Genomic DNA, 16,139 nt, shown 5'->3' with positions numbered 1-16,139 from the left:
GGTTCCCGATGGCGAACGACAAGCACAAACGCTACACCGCCTATCTCGTTGCCGTGACGCCCGTCTCAGAGAGTGACAGCCAGCCGGCCGACGCGGTCTACGCGGCCGTCCTGCAGAGTCCGGGCGAGGCGCTGGCGGCGGTCCGGGCCCTGCTGGAGGGGGAAGGGCGCATCGCCGTCGTCGGCAGCCTGTCCCCTCGGACGACGAAGGCCATCAATCTCCGCCCCGGCGAGGTCCGCGCGATCTGAGGAGGGGCCGGGTGAAGGGGGCGATGACGCGGCATCGGGCGGGGCAGCCCCCGGGTGTTCCGCGCAGGTGTGGGCCGGCGCGGGACCGCGGATGGGGGGCGCCCGCATGAGCCCGCATTCCAACCGCAGCCGCTCTGTCGTCGTCGGCGCCCTCGGGATCTTCGAGATCCTGTCCTGGGGCTCGACCTTCTACCTCCTCTCCGTTCTCGCGGCACCGATCGCGGCGGAGACGGGCTGGCCCCTCGCCGGCGTCGTCGGCGGCCTTTCGGCGGGCCTCCTCGTGGCGGGCCTCGTCTCGCCGCGGATCGGCGAGGCCGTCGACCGGCGCGGCGGCCGGCCGGTCCTGGCCTTCTCGGCCCTGGTCACGGCGTCCGGCCTCGTCGTCCTCGCCCTCGCACCGGCTCTGCCCACCTTCCTCGGCGGCTGGCTGCTCCTCGGCCTCGGCATGGGAACGGGGCTCTACGACCCCGCCTTCGCGACGCTCGGCCGTCTCTACGGCAGCGAAGCGCGGCCGGCGATCACGGCGCTGACCCTCTGGGGCGGCTTCGCCAGCACGGTGAGTTGGCCGCTCTCCGCCTTCCTGGTGGAGCAGGCCGGCTGGCGCGGCACCTGCCTCGCCTATGCCGGCCTGCAGCTCTGCGTGGCCCTGCCGCTCGTGCTCGCGCTCGTACCGAACCCGGCCCCGCACCCCCTCCGCAAGGGGGAGCCTTCCGCCCCGGTTCCGACGGCTCTCGGCGGACGGGAGCGCAGGGCCTTCCTCCTGATGGCCGGCGTGCTGACGCTCGGCGGGACCGTGATGACACTCGCCTCGGTGCATCTCGTCACGCTGCTCCAGGCTCGCGGCGTGCCGCTCGCCTCCGCGGTGACCTACGGTGCCCTGATCGGTCCGTCGCAGGTGGCCGCGCGGATCCTCGAGATGGCGGGACGGGGCCGGTATCATCCCCTCTGGACGCTCACCGCCGCGATGAGCCTGATCGCGCTGGGCATCCTGCTCCTCGCCAATGGGTTGCCCGCCGTGGCGCTGGCGCTCGTCCTCTACGGCGCCGGCAACGGCATCTACTCGATCGCCCGTGGCACCGTCCCGCTCGCCCTTTTCGGGCCGGAGCGCTACGCGAGGCTGATCGGGCGCCTGGCGCGGCCGGGGCTGGTGGCGCAGGCTCTGGCGCCCCTCGTCGGCGCCTTCGTGGTGACAGAAGGCGGGGCCGACGCATTGTTCGCGATCCTCGCCGCCCTCGCGCTCGCGAATGTCGGTCTCGTCGGAGCGCTCTGGCGAGTGCGCTAGCGCAGGTCTAAGCGGGGCGGGTTCCGGCTCGCGTGAAGAGAATGCGCTGCATCAAGAGGTTGGGGCAACGTCCATGATTCGGCGATCATGCAAGCGTCTCTACGAGAGCCGGGCCACGCCGCGGCTGATGTAGCTCAGCGGGCGCGGGCTCCGGGGCATGTAGAACGCGTCGAGTTCGGGAAGCGAGAAGCCCGCCGACCGGAAGTTGTCCGCGACCGGCCGCGTGAGGTTGCATCCCACCGCCAGCGCCCGCCAGAGCGGGTTCAGCCGCCGCTGCCAGCGCGCGACGCCGGCGTCCGGGGCGAGCCCGTGCTCCACGAAGAGCACGCTCCCGCCCGGGCGCAGCACGCGCCGGATCTCCGACAGGCAACGCGCCGGATCCGCGACCGAGCAGAGCGTGAAGGTGACCAGCGCCGTGTCGATCGTGGCGTCGGCCAGGGGCAGATCCTCCGCGGGGGCCTGACGGATATCGAGCGCAACCCGGGCGGCGCGGCGGCGCTCCGCTCCGAGCCCTAGGAAGGCGGCGCTCGGATCCACGCCGATCACCCGCGTCACCCGCTCCGGATCGTAGTAGGGCAGGTTGAGGCCCGGTCCGAACCCGATCTCGAGGACGGTGCCGCTGGCTCGCGGCACCAGCCGCTCGCGCTCGGCGGCAATGTCGGCCAGGCCGCAGAGGCAGCCGACGAGGCGCGGGCCCAGATGCCGCTCGTAGAAGCCCATGTCGTCCTCCCGCCTCGTGAACTCGCCTCCCGAACCGGGCGGCGATCTCCGGGTGCGGCGCGAGAAGAACCGCGCCAGCTGCGCATGTCCCGCCGCGATCGGCACCGCGGGTCGGCCGCGAAGCCGGGCAGGTCGAGCCCCTCGCGGACGATGAGGGCCTCGCGACAACCGTCCGGATCGCTGCGCCTTCAGACGTAGTGCCGAAACACCACCTCGCCGGGAGCATGGGGCGGGAGGGTCCGGTCGCGTTCCGCGGCGCCCATCACTGCGCGGCCGGCCGCCGTGAGGATCCGTGACATCGGCTGCAGGAGCCGGCGGAGCGGGCGGGCAGCGGGCATGCGGGCCTCCTCTCGACGCTCCCGAACGGAGCAGGGACGGTCATAACCTCTCAAGGTTGCCGAGGTGTTTCTTCTCCCCTCCCTGATTGTTTCGTGATCCGGTCCCGCCGCGGCGACCGATCCGGGGCCTATGTGTTACGGGGCCGGTGCGGGCCGGGCGGAGCGTGGAGATCGCGGGGCAGTGTCGGAGCGGGTGCAGGGGAATGGCCGAAACGGTGCCGCGCTTCGGCCGATGCGGGTTGCGGCGGGCAGGGGCTCCCTCGTCCTGCACCTGATCATCGTGCTCGTCCTGCTCGCCACCGCGCTCGCCGCCGGAGGCACGCTCCACGCGACGAGCTACTGGGTGGTGCTCGCGGTCTACGCGGTCTGTTCGATCGGTCTCGGCCTCGCGGATCGGCACGACGCTCCTGCCGAACCCGGCGAGGAGGAGGGCGCCTCCAAGGCGGAATGGCTCGCCCGCGCCTCTACCCTGCTCAATGCCGGCATCGCCCTCTACCTCGTCGTCGAGCACATGATGGCGGGTGCCGGCACGGGGGCGGAGGACGCGGTCGCAGCGGTGAGCCGGTTGCCGGCCTTCCTGCTCCTCCTCCAGACCGGCCTCGCCATGCGGGTCGCGCACACGATCCTCTTCTCCGGACTGGTGACGCTCGCCTGGGGCGGCACCATCCTGTTCGCCGCCCTCGTCCCGGAGAGCGGCCTTCTCGGGCCGCAGATCTCGCTGACGGAGGAGGTCTCCGGCCTCCTCACCTTCCTCGCAGCGAGTCTCGTCGTGATCGACGGGACGAGGCGCCTGCGCGCGGCCGTGGCGACGGCGCTGCGCGTCGAGCACGAGAAGGCGGTGCTCGCACGCTTCGTACCCGGGAAGGTCGCCGCCGACCTCGCCCGGGAAGGGGGGCTCGGCTCCGCGAAATTGCGCCACGCCTGCCTGTTCGCCCTCGACATCCGCGGCTTCTCGGCCTTCACGCGGGCGCAGGCCCAGGACGACGTGGTGCGTGCCCTCCTCGATATCCGCGCGCTGACCCATGCTGCCGTGACGGAGGAGGGGGGCATCGTCGACAAGTATGTCGGCGATGCCATCCTCGCGCTCTTCGTGTCGGGCCGGGCGGAGGATCAGGCCCGCGCGGCGCTGCGCAGCGCGCGCACGATCGGGCGGCGGCTTCGGGACCTCAACCGGGAGCGGGAAGAGGACGGGGCGCCCGCCCTGTCGATCATCGTCGCCCTGCATGCCGGCGACGTGCTCGTCGGCGTGTTCGACGACGGATTCCGGGCCGAATTCACCGTTCTCGGAACCGCCATGAATCAGCTCGCCCGCATCGAGAGCCGGGCCAAGGCCGCCGGTCTCGAGCTCGCGGTATCGAAGGATTTTGCCCGCCTGCTTGAGCAGGATCCGGACGAGGGTCCCAGGCTCAGGCCGGTCCGCGAGCAGGACGGCGCGAGCCAGGCGCTGCCCCTCCTCACCCTCGACTGAAACGGGCCACCCATCAAGGTGAGCCGCATGCGACCCGCGCCGCCGCGCGCGAGGGCGATGCCTGCCGGCAGATCAGGTCGAGAAGAGCTCGGTCATATCCGGTATTTGGCATGCCAGGGACGAGCCTGATCGATGCGCCGAGCCGGCTTGCTTTAATCCTGTTCTAGAATTTCCGGATAAATCATCTCGTGCGTCGCGTCACACGAAAGACTTACGCGGGGGATTAAAGCCGATTAGGTCCGGTGTGACTTATGTCACTTGAGTAAGATCGATCTTTCTCTATCTAGAACATCATCAGATGTCAGCCGATCATTCGGCTGATCATCCCAACAAGCGACAGGAGTTTGCAGATGACGTTCTACGCCGCGACCGCCGCCCTCGCGCTGATGATCGGCCTCGCCGGACCGGCGGCCGCAGAGGGAAGCCGCCAGCCTGCGGGTGGCGCCCATATGAGTTCCTTCGTGCACCACCCCGAGCACGACCCGCGCTCGCTCTACTCGCAGCGCCGCGCGACCGGACAGATCCTCGGGCAGCCGATGCTCTCCGAGCGTGCGGGTGCCCATCGCGCGGCTCCCCGTGTCGTCGAGCCGCACTGGGCGTCAGGCTGGCGGGTGCGTTGAGCCGCGGACATCGGTGAGGGCGACGAGAATGCGGCGGGGCTGAATGACGGGTGACATGCAGGAGAGGGGTCAGCGCCGTGGGGTCGCGGCCGAGGTGGAGCGGCAACTCGCCGTGTGCCGCTCCCGGTGCCGCAGCGAGGCGGTGCGGCCCGCGGTCGCGCTCACTATCGGGCAGTGGCGAACGGTGGAATCGATCCTTCACGCCGAGATCGGCCAGTGGCACGAAGGTCGCGGCATCGATCCCGCGAGCGGGGACACCGGCTTCATCGTGCTGGCGGCGGTCCGCTACAGCCTGAGCCGCCCGCGCGACGCGGCGAGGCTGTGCACGGGCTGGCTCCGCACGCATTGGCACCATCTGAGGGAACGGGACAGGGCCGACATCCTCGCCGACATCCTGCGCCACAGCGCCGAGGCGGGCGGTGAGACGGGGTCCGACGAGGCGGATCCCTGGACCGAGTTCGCCGAATGGGTCCGCGCGGAGCGGGCGGAGGCCGACGAGCCGGCACTCGCGCCCCTCGCCAATTACCGCCTCGGCATCCTCGCCCGGTCGCCCCGCGGCTACGCGCCCAGCGACACGCAGATCCAGGCCCTGCGCAATCGGGGCCTCGTCGAGCCGACGGGGCGCCTCGATGCGGAGGGGCGGCGCGAATGGACGATCACGCACGCCGGCCGCAACGCCCTCGACCGGCAACCCTGAACACCCAACCACAGGAGGATCCCATGCTTCGCCTTGTCGGCACCGCCGGGCTCGCCGGCCTGATCGCCGGTCTCGTGGGCACGGCCGTCGCGGATACCCGCGCCCGCCCCGTCGAGCAGCCGGCGGAGTGGATGATCTACCCCGGACCCCACGGGGAACTGCTCGGTGTGGAGGTGCCCGTGGAGCGGCCGACGCCCCAGCGCCCCATCCCGCACCAGGGCAGCCAGACCTCTGCCGTTTCGGCCCATTGAGAACGGATCCCGGAGAAGTAGAGGACCTGACGACCATGCCGAGCACGCACTACGCCGCCGCCCTCCTGATGACCGGCCTCTTCCTGAGCCCGGCAAGCGCCTCCGAGGCGGTCACCGGGATCGGCGGCGGCCCGGAGACGACGATCACGGCGCCCTCCGGCCAGACCGTGCCACCGGGTGCGGCCTCCGCGCCGACGAGCGATCCCACCGAGCGGACGCGGCGACAGAGAGAGCTCGACCCAATTCTCGACGGAATCTGCGCTGGCTGCCGATGAGAGGGCGCCGAGGCCCGGAGAGGGGGGTGAGGCGCTTCCGAGTGGGAAAACGCTGCGCCTTTTAACCTGGGTCAACCAAAAGCGCCTTCTCGCGCGCTAGCTAGATTTCGCCCTCGGTACAACCAGGGCGAGCGCTAGCGGCGGGCAACGTCCGGGCGCTCCGGAGCGTGGAGCGGGGCAAGGACGCGTGGTTTCGGCTGCCGAACAGTCGCTGAATGTTCTCTGCCGAAAGCTGGAGACCATCGGGGCGCTGACGCCGCAGGAACGTCAGGCCATCGCCGGGCTGCCGGCCACCGTGCGCGTCCTGTCGGCGGGGCAGGACATCGCTCGCGACGGGGACCGCTCGGGCCAGTGCTGCCTCGTCCTCCAGGGCTGGGCCTGCCGCTACAAGCTGCTGTCGCGCGGACGCCGGCAGATCTTCTCCTTCCACATTCCCGGCGACATTCCTGATCTGGAGGGACTCCAGAGGCCGGTGATGGACCACAGCGTCGCGACGCTGACCAAGGCGACGATCGCCTGCATCTCGCACGAGGCTCTCCGAGAGCTGATCGCGACCCATCCCGGGCTTGCCGCCATCTTCTGGCGCAGCGCCTTCATCGATGCGGCGGTCCTGCGGGCCTGGATGCTCGGTCTGGGGCGCCGCTCCGCCTTCGAGAACATGGCGCACCTGTTCTGCGAATTGTACCTCAAGCTGCGCGCTGTGGGCCTCGCGGGGGACGGACGCTGCCCGATGCCGGTCACGCAGGTCGATCTCGGCGACGCGCTCGGGCTGTCGAACGTCCACGTCAACCGCGTCCTCCAAACCCTGCGGGGGCAGAAGCTGGTCAGCCTGCAGAACAGCACCCTGGTGCTCGAGGATTGGCAGGCTCTCGTCCGGATCTCCGAATTCGATCCCGCCTATCTCGGGCTCGAACGGTAGCATGGCGCGGCCCGGCTGTTCGGGACCGCCGGACCGCACTCTCCCGACAATCCTTGCCTCATCCCGGTTCGTCGAGGCTCCAGGGCGGCGACGCCGTCGGCAAGGGGCGCACGGACCGGCCTCAGGGTGTCCCGGACGAGGTGATGGCGTAACGACAACACTCAAGGTTGCTGCCGGCGGGCGGTCCCCGCAGGCGTCTCGGTGTTCCACGATGCTGATGGGTGGGAACCGCGGTCGCACCGTTCTGTTCTTCTCCCGCGTCTCGGGGGAGGGGGACATGCCGCGCTATTTCATCGACTCGGACGACGGGGAGCTGCATGTTCACGACGAGGAAGGGCAGGACTTGCCCGACGCCGTGACCGCACAACGCCTCGCGACGGCCATGCTGCCCGATATGGCGCGCGAGAAGATCACCGAAGGCGAGGGCCGCGTCTTCCTGGTTCGCGTGCGCGACGAGGCGGGAGCGATCCTCTACCGCGGCACGCTCAGCTTCGCCGGCGAATGGGCGAAGCCCGATCGCTCATCCTAGCAGCGGCCAGGGTCCGGCAAGGGCCGCAATCAGGGCGAGCGCGCAGAACACGGCGCCCGAGAGCGCCAACCGCCTGTCGACGGAGCGCCGTGCGTTGTCGTTCGCGGCACGGCGGCGGCGCGGTGTCAGATGACGCTCCAGAACGGGGCAGGCATCAACGAGCCGCAGCGATACTGGGCCGCGCAATCCGGCAAACATTCTCACGCCTCCCGACGACCGGGCGCCCCGATCCGTGTCGCCGCCTGCCCTCGAAGGAAGCGAGGCGGGCCGGGTCGTCGGGCATTCCGTTCCGCGGACAGGCTACGGCCGATCGCGGCCCGGCGTCAAAGCCGTTTCCGGACCTCCCTGCCGGATTGGTTCGGGCGCTCGCACCCCGCCCGTCATTCGAGGGGGCGCGTGTCGCTCTCGAGTTCCTTGGCGAGTTCCCGACCGATCTGAAACAGGAGCAGGTCGAAAACCGCCTGGAGCGTCGGATCCCCGATCTGCCGGATCGCTTCGCGGGCTTCGAGGCAGCGCGCGGCGGCGCGCGCCGCCGCGCTGGCGGATTCGGCGCCGTCGTGTGTGGAGGCGTGCGGCATGGGCGTGTCCCCTTCGAGGAGCCTGGGCGTCGGACGCCTCAGGCGGAGCGGCGGCGCGGGGCCTCGATACGGCGGGAACGATCGACGGTCTCGATGTCGAGGACCGACCGCGTGAGGCCGAAGATCTGGCGGTGCGTCTCGATCGTCTCGGGCAGCAGGCGCGCGCAGATCGGGAGGATCGTCGAGCCGTCGTAGGGGCAGGGGAGCGCCAGCGCCTCGACATCCCAGCCGAAGGTCATCAAGCGGCTCACCAGAATCGGGTGCGTCTGGACCAGCAGGCCTTCCAGGCCGAGGAATTCGGCCGCCTCGGCCACCGCCGTGAAGGAGGGGCCGGAGACCGCATCGGCCCCGCGGCTGCTCTCACGCTTGCTCGGTGCGACGGCGCAGCGCGTCCACTCGTAGATCCGCGGCCCGGACGGGGCAGGCGCGCCCTTCAGGATCTCGGGGTAGAGATGGGTCTGCAGGTGCGGCTGCGTGGTGGGCAGAAGGCGGGAATAGGAGACGACCTCCTCTCCGTCGAGCCCCACCACGTGGTAGCACTCGGGCGTGTCGAACGCGTCGGTCTCGCGCCCGTCCGGCCTGCGGCAGGCTTCCCATTTCAGGTGCTCGACGAAGAAGTCGTGGCGAAACCGGTAGACCCTGTCCATCAGGCCCGGATCCTCCGACCCGGCCTCACCGCTCAACAGCTTGAACATGCTCGCGCGCTCCTGCCTTCCTCCGCGGCAGGGTCGGGCAGGTGAGGGCGCCGGCGTATTCGTAGATTTACGGAGTGGAAGCGGGTGCCCGCGTCAGGCTATGATCCCGCGCCGCAGCGCCTCGGCGATCGACTGGACGCGGTTGACGGCGTTGAGCTTGCGAGCGGCGCTCGCGAGATGCGCCTCCACCGTGCGCGCGGAGATCGTCAGGATCTGCGACGTGTCCCAGGCGCTCTTTCCCGCTGCCGACCATTTCAGGCACTCGATCTCGCGCTCGGTGAGGCCGCTGATCGGGTCGCCGCCACCCTTGCCGCGGAAGGCCGAGACGGCGCGCGCCTTCGACATCGCGTAGATCGCCACGAGGTGAAGGCCGGCCCGCTCGTCCTCGGACAGGCTCAGCCGCTCGCCGCCGAAGCTGACCCCGGCCTCCCGTCCGTCGAGATCGTGGAACGGTACGCAGAAGCCGTCCTTCAGGCCGACGCCGCGCGCCTCGTCCATCACGAGGATGCCGCGGGCGTCGGCGTGTACCCGTGCCGCCTCCGTCCACAGGAAAGGCTCGGCCGTCTGGCGGATCTGCCGGATCACCGGATCCTGGTGCAGGTAACCCTGGCGGTGATAGCGCCGCGACCACGCGTCCGGCCAGCCCGTGATCATCGCGCAATCGAGCAGGCCCTCGGCCTCGGTCTGGGGCAAGCCTCCGATCAGGAAGGCGTCGTAGCCGAAGACCTCCCCCGCCGCCCGCAACTCGGCGTAGACGTCCGCGCGCGACTTCGTGGCCCGTAGACGGTGGATGATGTCGAACGAGGTCTGTCGGATATCGGGCACGCAGGACGATCGCGATGGAGACCGCTGATTGTACCAAACCAGAAACACACGAGATAGTTTAACGTGGTGTCCTCACCAGGGCTGGATGACGCCCGGGGAAATTGTATGAACAGGCTCGTTTTCCTCCTCGGTAGGCGCCGGGTCTTCCTGACGCGGTGCTCGCCCCCTGCATCCCGCCACGTCGGGCCGTGCCCGAGCCCCCGTTCGGAGAGGTGAGCCGCGATGTCGAAAGACTACGAGTGGGAGCTGCTTCACAGGATCGCGGCGGCGCTCGAAATGAATCCGGCCCTGTTCTTCGGTGATCCGCCGCCGCCCGCGCGTATGGACGGGGATGGTGCGCCGCCCTCGAACGGTGCGGCTGCGCCCCCGATCGAGCGCAAGCGCCTGCTCGACAGCCTGCGGCTGCACAAGGCCTTCGAGGCGATCCAGGACGAGGACGCGCGCCTCGAGGCGCTGCGCGCGGTCGAGGCCATCTGCCGCCGGCAGTCGGAGGGGCGCGCCGAGCCGGTTCTCGGGGGACGCGCCGCAGACGGGCCGGATCCGGATTAGGACAGAGTCCGACTGGGCCGTCTCAAGCGGCCCGGGTCCCCGCCGAAGCGGATGGGACCTCGTCCGTGCTGCGGCCTCGCTCCGCCAGGGCCCGCAAGGAGGCGACCATCGCGTCGGTCCGCGCGTCGAGATCGGCATCCTCGCGCCAATCGGCGCCCCGCCGCCGCATCAGCACGAACGCCGCGAGTGCGGCGCACAGGCTGCCGCCGAGCGGCGCACCGAGGATCGCGATCAGGAAACCCTGCGGGGCCAGGGCCGCGCCGGTCACCAGGCCGCCGGCTATCGCCATCGCCATCAGCACGAACATGAGCACCTCCCAAGCCTGCATCATGCACGCTTCCGGAGGAGGCCGACGATTTCCCTGCCGTCAGGGTGAGCGAGACGTTAAACGGTCGGACGCCGCGTCAATCGACGCATTTCCCCGCCGAGACGAAGGGCGCTGCCGTATCCTCGGTGCTGAGGCGCGCGAGGGAGAAGCGCAGGCTGGACGCGTCGATCGCGAAGATCACCTTCCGGTCGGCCGAGCGGCAGTAGGTCATCTTCGATTTGCCCTCCTCCGCCGTGGTGCAGCGGTAGATGCCGGGGTAGCCGCCCTTCACGAACATGGTGTCGTCCGAGATCTCGACGTCGAAGCGCCGCGATTCCTGCCGCGCGGCCGTGACGCTCGCCTCGCTGCCCGTCAGGGCAACCTTGGCGTCCTCCGCGCAGAAGTAGCGGATCTCCTCCGCGAGCGGATGGCCGGTCCCGATCAGCACGGCCGCGATCGCCAGTGCGGTTCTCGTCATGTCCCGCTGCCCCCAAATAGCCGCAGCCTCCAACGTCCGCTGCGATATGCGGTTGCATACAGGATACAGGATTTTGCCCGGCCGCGCGATGCATCGCGCGGCCGGAGCAATGGGCGCGTGGCGGGGGCCTAGCGGGTCACGCCCGTGATCGCTTCGGCGGCGTCGAGCATGTCCTTCATCGCCTTCGAGGCCGCGCGGTAGGCCGGCGTGCCGCTGTCCCAGTCGCTGCGCGCGATGGCTTGGACCATCTGCTCGGCCTCGCGCAGGGCTGCCTCCTCGGCGCGGCCGAAAGCCGGGAGTGCCGGGTGCCCGGCCTCCGGGCCCTGCGCCAGGATCTGGCTCAGCCGAAGCGTCTGACCGGGCCGCATCGCGGCCGCGCCCGGCTCGGGCGGAGTGAAGCCCGCCAGGATCCGCGCGAGCCGGCGCTTCCAGGTTCCGATGTCGGCGGGCAGGCGCAGCAGCGGGTAGACCGGGTCGGGCTCCGCGACGGCGTCGAGGGCGGTCTGGGCCGTATTCTCCGCCTTGGCGAGCCGTTCGGTGATGCTGTCGATCTCGGTGCGCGTCTTGGCGGACTTCTCGGCGATCTCCTGGACGTTGCGCGCGATCTCCTCCGTCGCCGTGCGCTGCTGGCCGAGCGTCTGGGCGAGGGCGTGGGTGAGGCTGCTCGTCTCGGTGATGCCGGTCTCGGCCTCGGCGATGCGCGAGCCGAGTTGCGCGACGATGCTGCCTCCGCTTGCCACCGCCTCGCGGCTCTCGCCCACCGCCTCCGAGATCAACGCCATCTCGGTCTGGAGCGTGCCGAGCCAGGAGCGGATCTCCTCCGTCGACTTCGCCGTCTGCCCGGAGAGCGCCTTCACTTCGGCGGCGACGACGGCGAAGCCGCGCCCCGCCTCGCCGGCGCGGGCCGCCTCGATCGTCGCGTTGAGCGCGAGCAGGTTCGTCTGGCCGGAAATGCCGGCAATGGTGGCCGCCATCGTCCCGATCTGCGCGATGGCTCCCTGGAGCACCTTGAGGCGTTCGTCGATCTGCATCGTCCGATCGTGGATCGCTTGCATCGCCTCCCGGGTCTGCTGCACGTCGCGCAGACAGAGCGTCATCGCGGCCTGCGCCTCCTGCGCGCGGGCTCCGGCGCCCTCGGAGGTTTCCGCGACCTGCGCGATCGAGGCGACCATCTCCTCGGTGGCGCTGGCGATGGTCTGCGAGGAGCCCGCGATCTGGCCGACATCGTATGTGGTCCAGCCCACGTTGATGGCGGCCTCCGACGCTTCCCGGCCGAGCCGCGCGATGGCGGAGAGATCGCGCCGCCGTTTCGCACTCCGGGCGGTCTCGAGACGGCGCAGCGCGTCCGATACCGGGCCGGCCGGCAGATCGGCGGCGGAAAGATTCTGGCTCGCGATCAGCCGCTCGACAGCGGCCAGGAGACGCGCCTCCTCCCGGATCGGCTGCGGCTCCGATGTCAGAGGCTCGGCCGGCGCCTGTGATGCGCGAAAGCTCCCGATGGCCGACCGAAACATGCTGCGCTCCCTCCGCAATTCTTCGTGGGCAGGATGAGCCTGGATCGTTAATTTCTACCTGACGTTGGTGCTGCGCCGGCTATGCGGTCGGTACGGAGGCAGGCGATGGGGGGATCGGTTTCATCGGCGAGGCGTTTGCAGGAATAGCGACGCTTCGCGGGGGCCGATGATGCAGAGGTTCATGGGGATCGCCGCCGAGGAGGTCGAGGCTTTGGCCGAGGCCGCGCGCGACGCGATCAATCTCCGTCTGAAGTCCCTGCCCGACGGGGGCGGGGCGGGCTTCTGGGAAGCGGTGTCGAAATCTTACGGCCGTGGCTTCGCCGAGATCGCCGCGGGTCTCTGCGGCCCCGTCGAGGTGGCGATCGAGGATGGCACCCGGGAGCCGGAAGCCGCGGCCTGACCATATTCAGCGGCGGCGCACACCTCTTCGGCCTCGGTCCGAATCACAGCCTTGCCGACACAGGCATTCTCACCCGCGAGCCGCACGGGGCGAGTCCGATCAGGGCGCAGCGCCGTGCGCGAGGGCGGCGCCCGGGACCACCCTCAAGGATGCCGATGGCTTCAGCAGCCGACACAGATGCCTGTGTCGAGGCTGCGATCGAGCCGTGTGCGCCCGCTCCGGATGCCGCCCGTGTGGTGCGGGCCGGAGGCGCCGAAGCCGTGGCCGCGCCGCAGGATCACCGGGGCCGTATAGCCGGCGTCGGGCCGAAACAGGACGTTGCGCTGCATATCCATGCGCAGCGCGCTTCGATCCGCCTGCTGCTGCTGCTGGAGCGACCGGATCTGGGCTTGGCCCGCGAGAGCGTCGTTGATGCTGTTCAGGTTCGAGCTCGGCAGCCCCTGCGCCTGGGCCGGCAGGGCATGCGCGAGGGCGAGAGCGGCGAGCAGGTAGAGGGGCGAAGCGCGCATGACGGTCCTCGTCATTTGGGCGGGCCGGGGATGCTGGAATGACGCGGAGCCCGACCCTCCGGTTCCCGCGGGAATGCCCGACTCGATGCGGCCGCCGGTGTGCTCTCCTGTAACCGGCTTCCGATGGGTTGAGCTAGGCCTGATTAGTACGCAAGTGTAGGTTTTCGTGCCGGGAAATACTGATAAAATACTTTTCGCGTTGGAAATAAACGGGCAAGTGTAGATGCCCCTCGACATATCCTGCCCGATGATGGTCCGATTGGCGGCGCTGCTTGAGGACGAGCAGCTCCTGAGGGGCAACCCGAAGCGCGATGATCTCTTCTTCGCGATCTCCGCGCTGCTGGCGGAAGCCCTTCAGGATGGCGCCGACGAGCGGACCCTGAAGGCGATCCGCGCCGCGCTCGCCATCGCCGACCTGAGCTTCCTGCCGCCGGCCGGCCTGGAAATCGGGCGCGGCTGAACTGTGCTACTTCAAGGCCAGCAATGGGCGCGGGGGGCGATTTCGCGCCGAATGCGGGTCAGCGCCGCGTGGAGATCGATTCCGGCGATCGGCGTCCGCAGGCGCGCCGCCCTGCCTGATCGCACAGCTCGCGGGGGCTGTCCCGCCCGTCCGCCGGGAAGGCCGTGCGCTCCTCCTCCGGCTCCTCCGCGCCGATGAAGGCCGGGACCGGCCGGGTGACGTCGAAGACGAACTTGCTGCCTCCGAGGGCATCGGTCACTTCGTGGACCAGCATCTGCGCGTTCCTCCGGGTGCCGGCCGCCGCCCGCTTCGCGGAACCGCCGGTTCTGTAAGGCATGACGGCGCGCGGAGAGAATCGTTCCGGCGGCCGTGAGATTTCCCGGGCCGCCTCGGATCAGGGCGTGTCGATCAGGTCCTTCCGGCGCGAAATGCCGAGCTTGCGGAAGATGGTGTGGGTGTGAACCTTCACCGTGTTCTCGGCGAGGTGGAGAAGGTGTGCGATGTCGCGGTTGCTGCGCCCGGCGCGCAGGTGGCCGAGCACGTCGTTCTGCCGAGCCGTCAAGCCCGCGTCCCGGCCCTGCCGAAGCGGCGAGCTTTCGCTCGCGCGCTCGTCCGGCTTCGGCGCCGGCAGGCGGCTGAGCGAGGACGGGACGAAGACGCCGCCCTCGCAGATCCTGGCGACCGCGGCCGCGAGCGCCTCGGGCGGCAGATCCGCCGGGAGGTAGCCATGTGCGCCGGCCTGCAGGCAGGCGAGCACGTCATCCCGCTCGTCCGTAGCCGCGATCACCACCACGCGCAGGCCCGGGAAGACGAGACGCAGGTCGAGCAGGGTTGCCGTGCGCCCCGCCTCGAAATCCTGACCATCGAGCATCGCGAGCGCGACGTCGGCCCGACTACTGACGACGCGGCGCGCCTCGGAGAGGGAGGAGCACGCGATCACCTCGACGAAGCAACCCCGGGCGCGCACGAGGGCGACAAGGGCGTGCCGACGCTCGTCGTTCCCGGATGCGATGAGCGCGACGCGCGCGAGCTTCAACATGGCCGCCACCGTTCCTCACCGAGCGGCATCCTGAGCGCGCGGGATGTCGACAGGGTTCCACGCGGCCCGGGCGCGGGATACGGCACAAGGTGGGAGACTTCCTCCGACGATGGTCCGAAACCGTTGTTTCATTTCCGACTCGCGCCGAGCCGATACGGCGGGAGCGAGCGAAAAACTCATTTCCGACGGTGGGCGCTCGGCCCGCTGGATCGCGCGCGGACGGCATGCATATCGAGGAACGGCTTAGATGCCTGACCGAAGGCTTTCCGGGTGGCGGGACGATCCGGCCTCATATGCCCCGTTGCATCCTGCAGGCCTCGCGCCTGCGCGCTCACGCGCGACTGTTCCGGGTGGGAGTGGCCTGTGGCCGACGAGCGGCGACGCTCTCGGAGGCCCTTCCGCAGGCGGCCTTGTCGGCAGACGGGGGGGCTGCTCTGACTACCCCGACCGGCCGCCGGAACGCGTTCCGCTTCGGCGTGATCCGGTTCGACAGCGAGCCGGTCGGCCTCGAATGCCTCGTCTGGGAACTGACGGGCGACGGCGCGATCCTCGAGATCGAGCCGCACTCCATCGCCCCGAACCTCTTCCGGCTGGAATCGGCCGACCTGTCCCTCGACCGGGCCTGCCGGGTCACGGGACGGGAGGGGCGCAAGCTGACGGTGCAGTTCGGCGGGTGAGGAGGCCGCGACACCCGCTCACCTCTGCTCGCTCGGAAGCTTGGTCGGCGCCTGATCCTTGCGCACCGGCTTGCCGGCCGCCCGCACCCTCCGCATGTGCAGGACGAGGCTCCTGAGCGCCACCGTGAGGACGTAGCCCACCTGCAGGGACAGGGCGCAGCCGAGCAGAAGCAGCGGTGTGAGGGGTCCGTTGAAGACGTAGCTCGCGAGCCCGCAGACGACGATCAGCCCGAGCGTCGTGAACGCGACTCCGACCACCGAGAGCCAGAGGCCGCATAAGGCTCCGAAGACTGCGAACAGCGCCGGAATCAACATGAGGGGCACCATCCAACAACCTAAACCGCGTTTCCGTGCTCGCGCCTAGATTTCGTTAAGACCGACGTCATCGCTCGGGAGTCGTCAAGGGCGACCATCGTACGTCTCACGGCACGCGCCACTTCCTCGTCCTCGACTTGGTGCGAGGAACGTTCTCGTTATCAGGCGTCCTTATCGCGCAAAAGCTGAAATTTTTTGCGAACGCCCAAGTCTGTTGCGGCGGGTCCGCGCTGCTACGCCTCGCGGCGCTCAGCGTCCGTAGACGTCCTCGACGCGGATGATGTCGTCCTCTCCGGTGTAGGAGCCGACCTGCACCTCGATCAACTCCAGCGGGATCTTGCCCGGATTGGTCAGCCGGTGCATCGAGCCGATCGGCAGGTAGATCGCCTCGTTCTCGTGCACCAGCACCAGCCGCTCGTTGAGCGTCACCTCCGCCGTGCCCTTCA

25 protein-coding genes and 1 pseudogene are annotated in these 16,139 nt (G+C 69.8%); 13 read left to right on the top strand and 13 right to left on the bottom strand.

All coding sequences use genetic code 11. From position 1 onward, the window contains the following. The first annotated feature begins 8 nt into the window (after positions 1-8). Together J2X36_RS22905 and J2X36_RS22900 are read left to right on the top strand one after the other, a co-directional pair. Positions 9-248: a hypothetical protein gene (locus J2X36_RS22905; protein ID WP_132251137.1), complete on the top strand. Its 240-nt coding sequence runs from the start codon at positions 9-11 to the stop codon at positions 246-248. 106 nt (positions 249-354) lie between these two features. Continuing rightward, positions 355-1,530 (top strand): MFS transporter, encoded by a 1,176-nt coding sequence (locus J2X36_RS22900; RefSeq protein WP_310354137.1) that lies wholly within the window; start codon positions 355-357, stop codon positions 1,528-1,530. A gap of 99 nt (positions 1,531-1,629) precedes the next feature. Here J2X36_RS22900 and J2X36_RS22895 read toward each other — a convergent pair whose 3' ends face one another. Then, positions 1,630-2,250: a class I SAM-dependent methyltransferase gene (locus tag J2X36_RS22895; protein ID WP_310354136.1), complete on the bottom strand. Its 621-nt coding sequence runs from the start codon at positions 2,248-2,250 to the stop codon at positions 1,630-1,632. A 188-nt stretch (positions 2,251-2,438) separates the two neighbouring features. After that, the gene (locus J2X36_RS22890; RefSeq protein ID WP_310354134.1) at positions 2,439-2,588 is read right to left on the bottom strand and encodes a hypothetical protein; all 150 of its coding nucleotides are present in this window, start codon (positions 2,586-2,588) and stop codon (positions 2,439-2,441) included. A 232-nt stretch (positions 2,589-2,820) separates the two neighbouring features. Here J2X36_RS22890 and J2X36_RS22885 point away from each other — a divergent pair, with 232 nt between their 5' ends. The 7 genes from J2X36_RS22885 to J2X36_RS22855 all read left to right on the top strand — a co-directional run bounded on the left by J2X36_RS22885 (position 2,821) and on the right by J2X36_RS22855 (position 7,347). Continuing rightward, on the top strand, positions 2,821-4,056 hold the full coding sequence (locus J2X36_RS22885; RefSeq protein WP_310354132.1) for an adenylate/guanylate cyclase domain-containing protein: 1,236 nt from the start codon (positions 2,821-2,823) through the stop codon (positions 4,054-4,056). Positions 4,057-4,406: 350 nt separating this feature from the next. Then, on the top strand, positions 4,407-4,676 hold the full coding sequence (locus J2X36_RS22880) for a hypothetical protein (RefSeq protein WP_207919152.1): 270 nt from the start codon (positions 4,407-4,409) through the stop codon (positions 4,674-4,676). Positions 4,677-4,731: 55 nt separating this feature from the next. Continuing rightward, positions 4,732-5,373 (top strand): hypothetical protein, encoded by a 642-nt coding sequence (locus J2X36_RS22875; RefSeq protein ID WP_310354131.1) that lies wholly within the window; start codon positions 4,732-4,734, stop codon positions 5,371-5,373. A gap of 23 nt (positions 5,374-5,396) precedes the next feature. Further along, complete coding sequence (locus tag J2X36_RS22870) at positions 5,397-5,624, top strand: hypothetical protein (protein WP_310354129.1); 228 nt, start codon at positions 5,397-5,399, stop codon at positions 5,622-5,624. A gap of 35 nt (positions 5,625-5,659) precedes the next feature. Next, positions 5,660-5,899: a hypothetical protein gene (locus tag J2X36_RS22865; protein ID WP_310354128.1), complete on the top strand. Its 240-nt coding sequence runs from the start codon at positions 5,660-5,662 to the stop codon at positions 5,897-5,899. 187 nt (positions 5,900-6,086) lie between these two features. Further along, positions 6,087-6,818 (top strand): Crp/Fnr family transcriptional regulator, encoded by a 732-nt coding sequence (locus J2X36_RS22860; RefSeq protein ID WP_132251149.1) that lies wholly within the window; start codon positions 6,087-6,089, stop codon positions 6,816-6,818. 277 nt (positions 6,819-7,095) lie between these two features. After that, positions 7,096-7,347, top strand: a complete 252-nt coding sequence (locus J2X36_RS22855) for a DUF6894 family protein (protein WP_132251151.1) — start codon at positions 7,096-7,098, stop codon at positions 7,345-7,347. Positions 7,348-7,727: 380 nt separating this feature from the next. Here the strand turns inward: J2X36_RS22855 and J2X36_RS22850 are convergent, their stop codons facing one another. The 3 genes from J2X36_RS22850 to J2X36_RS22840 all read right to left on the bottom strand — a co-directional run bounded on the left by J2X36_RS22850 (position 7,728) and on the right by J2X36_RS22840 (position 9,445). Beyond that, positions 7,728-7,925 (bottom strand): hypothetical protein, encoded by a 198-nt coding sequence (locus tag J2X36_RS22850; RefSeq protein WP_132251153.1) that lies wholly within the window; start codon positions 7,923-7,925, stop codon positions 7,728-7,730. A gap of 38 nt (positions 7,926-7,963) precedes the next feature. Continuing rightward, a complete protein-coding gene (locus J2X36_RS22845; RefSeq protein ID WP_310354124.1) occupies positions 7,964-8,620 on the bottom strand; it encodes an acyl-homoserine-lactone synthase in 657 nt (218 codons plus the stop codon). Positions 8,621-8,713: 93 nt separating this feature from the next. Then, the gene (locus J2X36_RS22840; RefSeq protein WP_132251157.1) at positions 8,714-9,445 is read right to left on the bottom strand and encodes a LuxR family transcriptional regulator; all 732 of its coding nucleotides are present in this window, start codon (positions 9,443-9,445) and stop codon (positions 8,714-8,716) included. Between the two features lie 222 nt (positions 9,446-9,667). Between J2X36_RS22840 and J2X36_RS22835 the strand changes: the two genes are divergently transcribed. Continuing rightward, on the top strand, positions 9,668-9,994 hold the full coding sequence (locus J2X36_RS22835; RefSeq protein WP_310354119.1) for a hypothetical protein: 327 nt from the start codon (positions 9,668-9,670) through the stop codon (positions 9,992-9,994). Between the two features lie 22 nt (positions 9,995-10,016). On the opposite strand, the gene J2X36_RS22830 is transcribed toward J2X36_RS22835, so the two are convergent. The 3 genes from J2X36_RS22830 to J2X36_RS22820 form a co-directional block, all read right to left on the bottom strand. Next, a complete protein-coding gene (locus J2X36_RS22830; RefSeq protein WP_310354117.1) occupies positions 10,017-10,325 on the bottom strand; it encodes a hypothetical protein in 309 nt (102 codons plus the stop codon). Positions 10,326-10,398: 73 nt separating this feature from the next. Then, positions 10,399-10,779 (bottom strand): hypothetical protein, encoded by a 381-nt coding sequence (locus J2X36_RS22825; RefSeq protein WP_132251163.1) that lies wholly within the window; start codon positions 10,777-10,779, stop codon positions 10,399-10,401. A gap of 128 nt (positions 10,780-10,907) precedes the next feature. Continuing rightward, entirely contained in the window at positions 10,908-12,293 is a 1,386-nt protein-coding gene (locus J2X36_RS22820) for a methyl-accepting chemotaxis protein (protein WP_310354111.1), read from the bottom strand. A gap of 181 nt (positions 12,294-12,474) precedes the next feature. Between J2X36_RS22820 and J2X36_RS22815 the strand changes: the two genes are divergently transcribed. Further along, on the top strand, positions 12,475-12,693 hold the full coding sequence (locus J2X36_RS22815) for a hypothetical protein (protein WP_310354109.1): 219 nt from the start codon (positions 12,475-12,477) through the stop codon (positions 12,691-12,693). A gap of 161 nt (positions 12,694-12,854) precedes the next feature. Here J2X36_RS22815 and J2X36_RS22810 read toward each other — a convergent pair whose 3' ends face one another. Further along, a complete protein-coding gene (locus J2X36_RS22810; protein WP_310354106.1) occupies positions 12,855-13,202 on the bottom strand; it encodes a hypothetical protein in 348 nt (115 codons plus the stop codon). 223 nt (positions 13,203-13,425) lie between these two features. Between J2X36_RS22810 and J2X36_RS22805 the strand changes: the two genes are divergently transcribed. Continuing rightward, positions 13,426-13,662 (top strand): hypothetical protein, encoded by a 237-nt coding sequence (locus tag J2X36_RS22805; RefSeq protein WP_132251171.1) that lies wholly within the window; start codon positions 13,426-13,428, stop codon positions 13,660-13,662. A gap of 58 nt (positions 13,663-13,720) precedes the next feature. Here the strand turns inward: J2X36_RS22805 and J2X36_RS22800 are convergent, their stop codons facing one another. Beyond that, the gene (locus tag J2X36_RS22800) at positions 13,721-13,936 is read right to left on the bottom strand and encodes a hypothetical protein (RefSeq protein ID WP_132251173.1); all 216 of its coding nucleotides are present in this window, start codon (positions 13,934-13,936) and stop codon (positions 13,721-13,723) included. A gap of 120 nt (positions 13,937-14,056) precedes the next feature. After that, positions 14,057-14,701, bottom strand: a complete 645-nt coding sequence (locus J2X36_RS22795) for a response regulator transcription factor (RefSeq protein WP_310354102.1) — start codon at positions 14,699-14,701, stop codon at positions 14,057-14,059. Between the two features lie 410 nt (positions 14,702-15,111). On the opposite strand from J2X36_RS22795, the gene J2X36_RS22790 reads away from it, so the two are divergent. Beyond that, a complete protein-coding gene (locus tag J2X36_RS22790) occupies positions 15,112-15,378 on the top strand; it encodes a pilus assembly protein PilZ (protein WP_310354101.1) in 267 nt (88 codons plus the stop codon). A gap of 18 nt (positions 15,379-15,396) precedes the next feature. Here J2X36_RS22790 and J2X36_RS22785 read toward each other — a convergent pair whose 3' ends face one another. Both J2X36_RS22785 and cpsB read right to left on the bottom strand, forming a co-directional pair. Next, positions 15,397-15,693 (bottom strand): hypothetical protein, encoded by a 297-nt coding sequence (locus tag J2X36_RS22785; RefSeq protein WP_310354099.1) that lies wholly within the window; start codon positions 15,691-15,693, stop codon positions 15,397-15,399. A gap of 249 nt (positions 15,694-15,942) precedes the next feature. Next, a pseudogene (cpsB, locus tag J2X36_RS22780) lies at positions 15,943-16,139 on the bottom strand (mannose-1-phosphate guanylyltransferase/mannose-6-phosphate isomerase); the annotation flags it as partial.

Source organism: Methylobacterium sp. BE186, from assembly GCF_031457035.1.
Classification (GTDB): Bacteria; Pseudomonadota; Alphaproteobacteria; order Rhizobiales; family Beijerinckiaceae; genus Methylobacterium; species Methylobacterium segetis.
The sequence above is the reverse complement of the archived record's forward strand: the minus strand, read 5'-3'. Positions and strand labels throughout refer to the sequence as shown.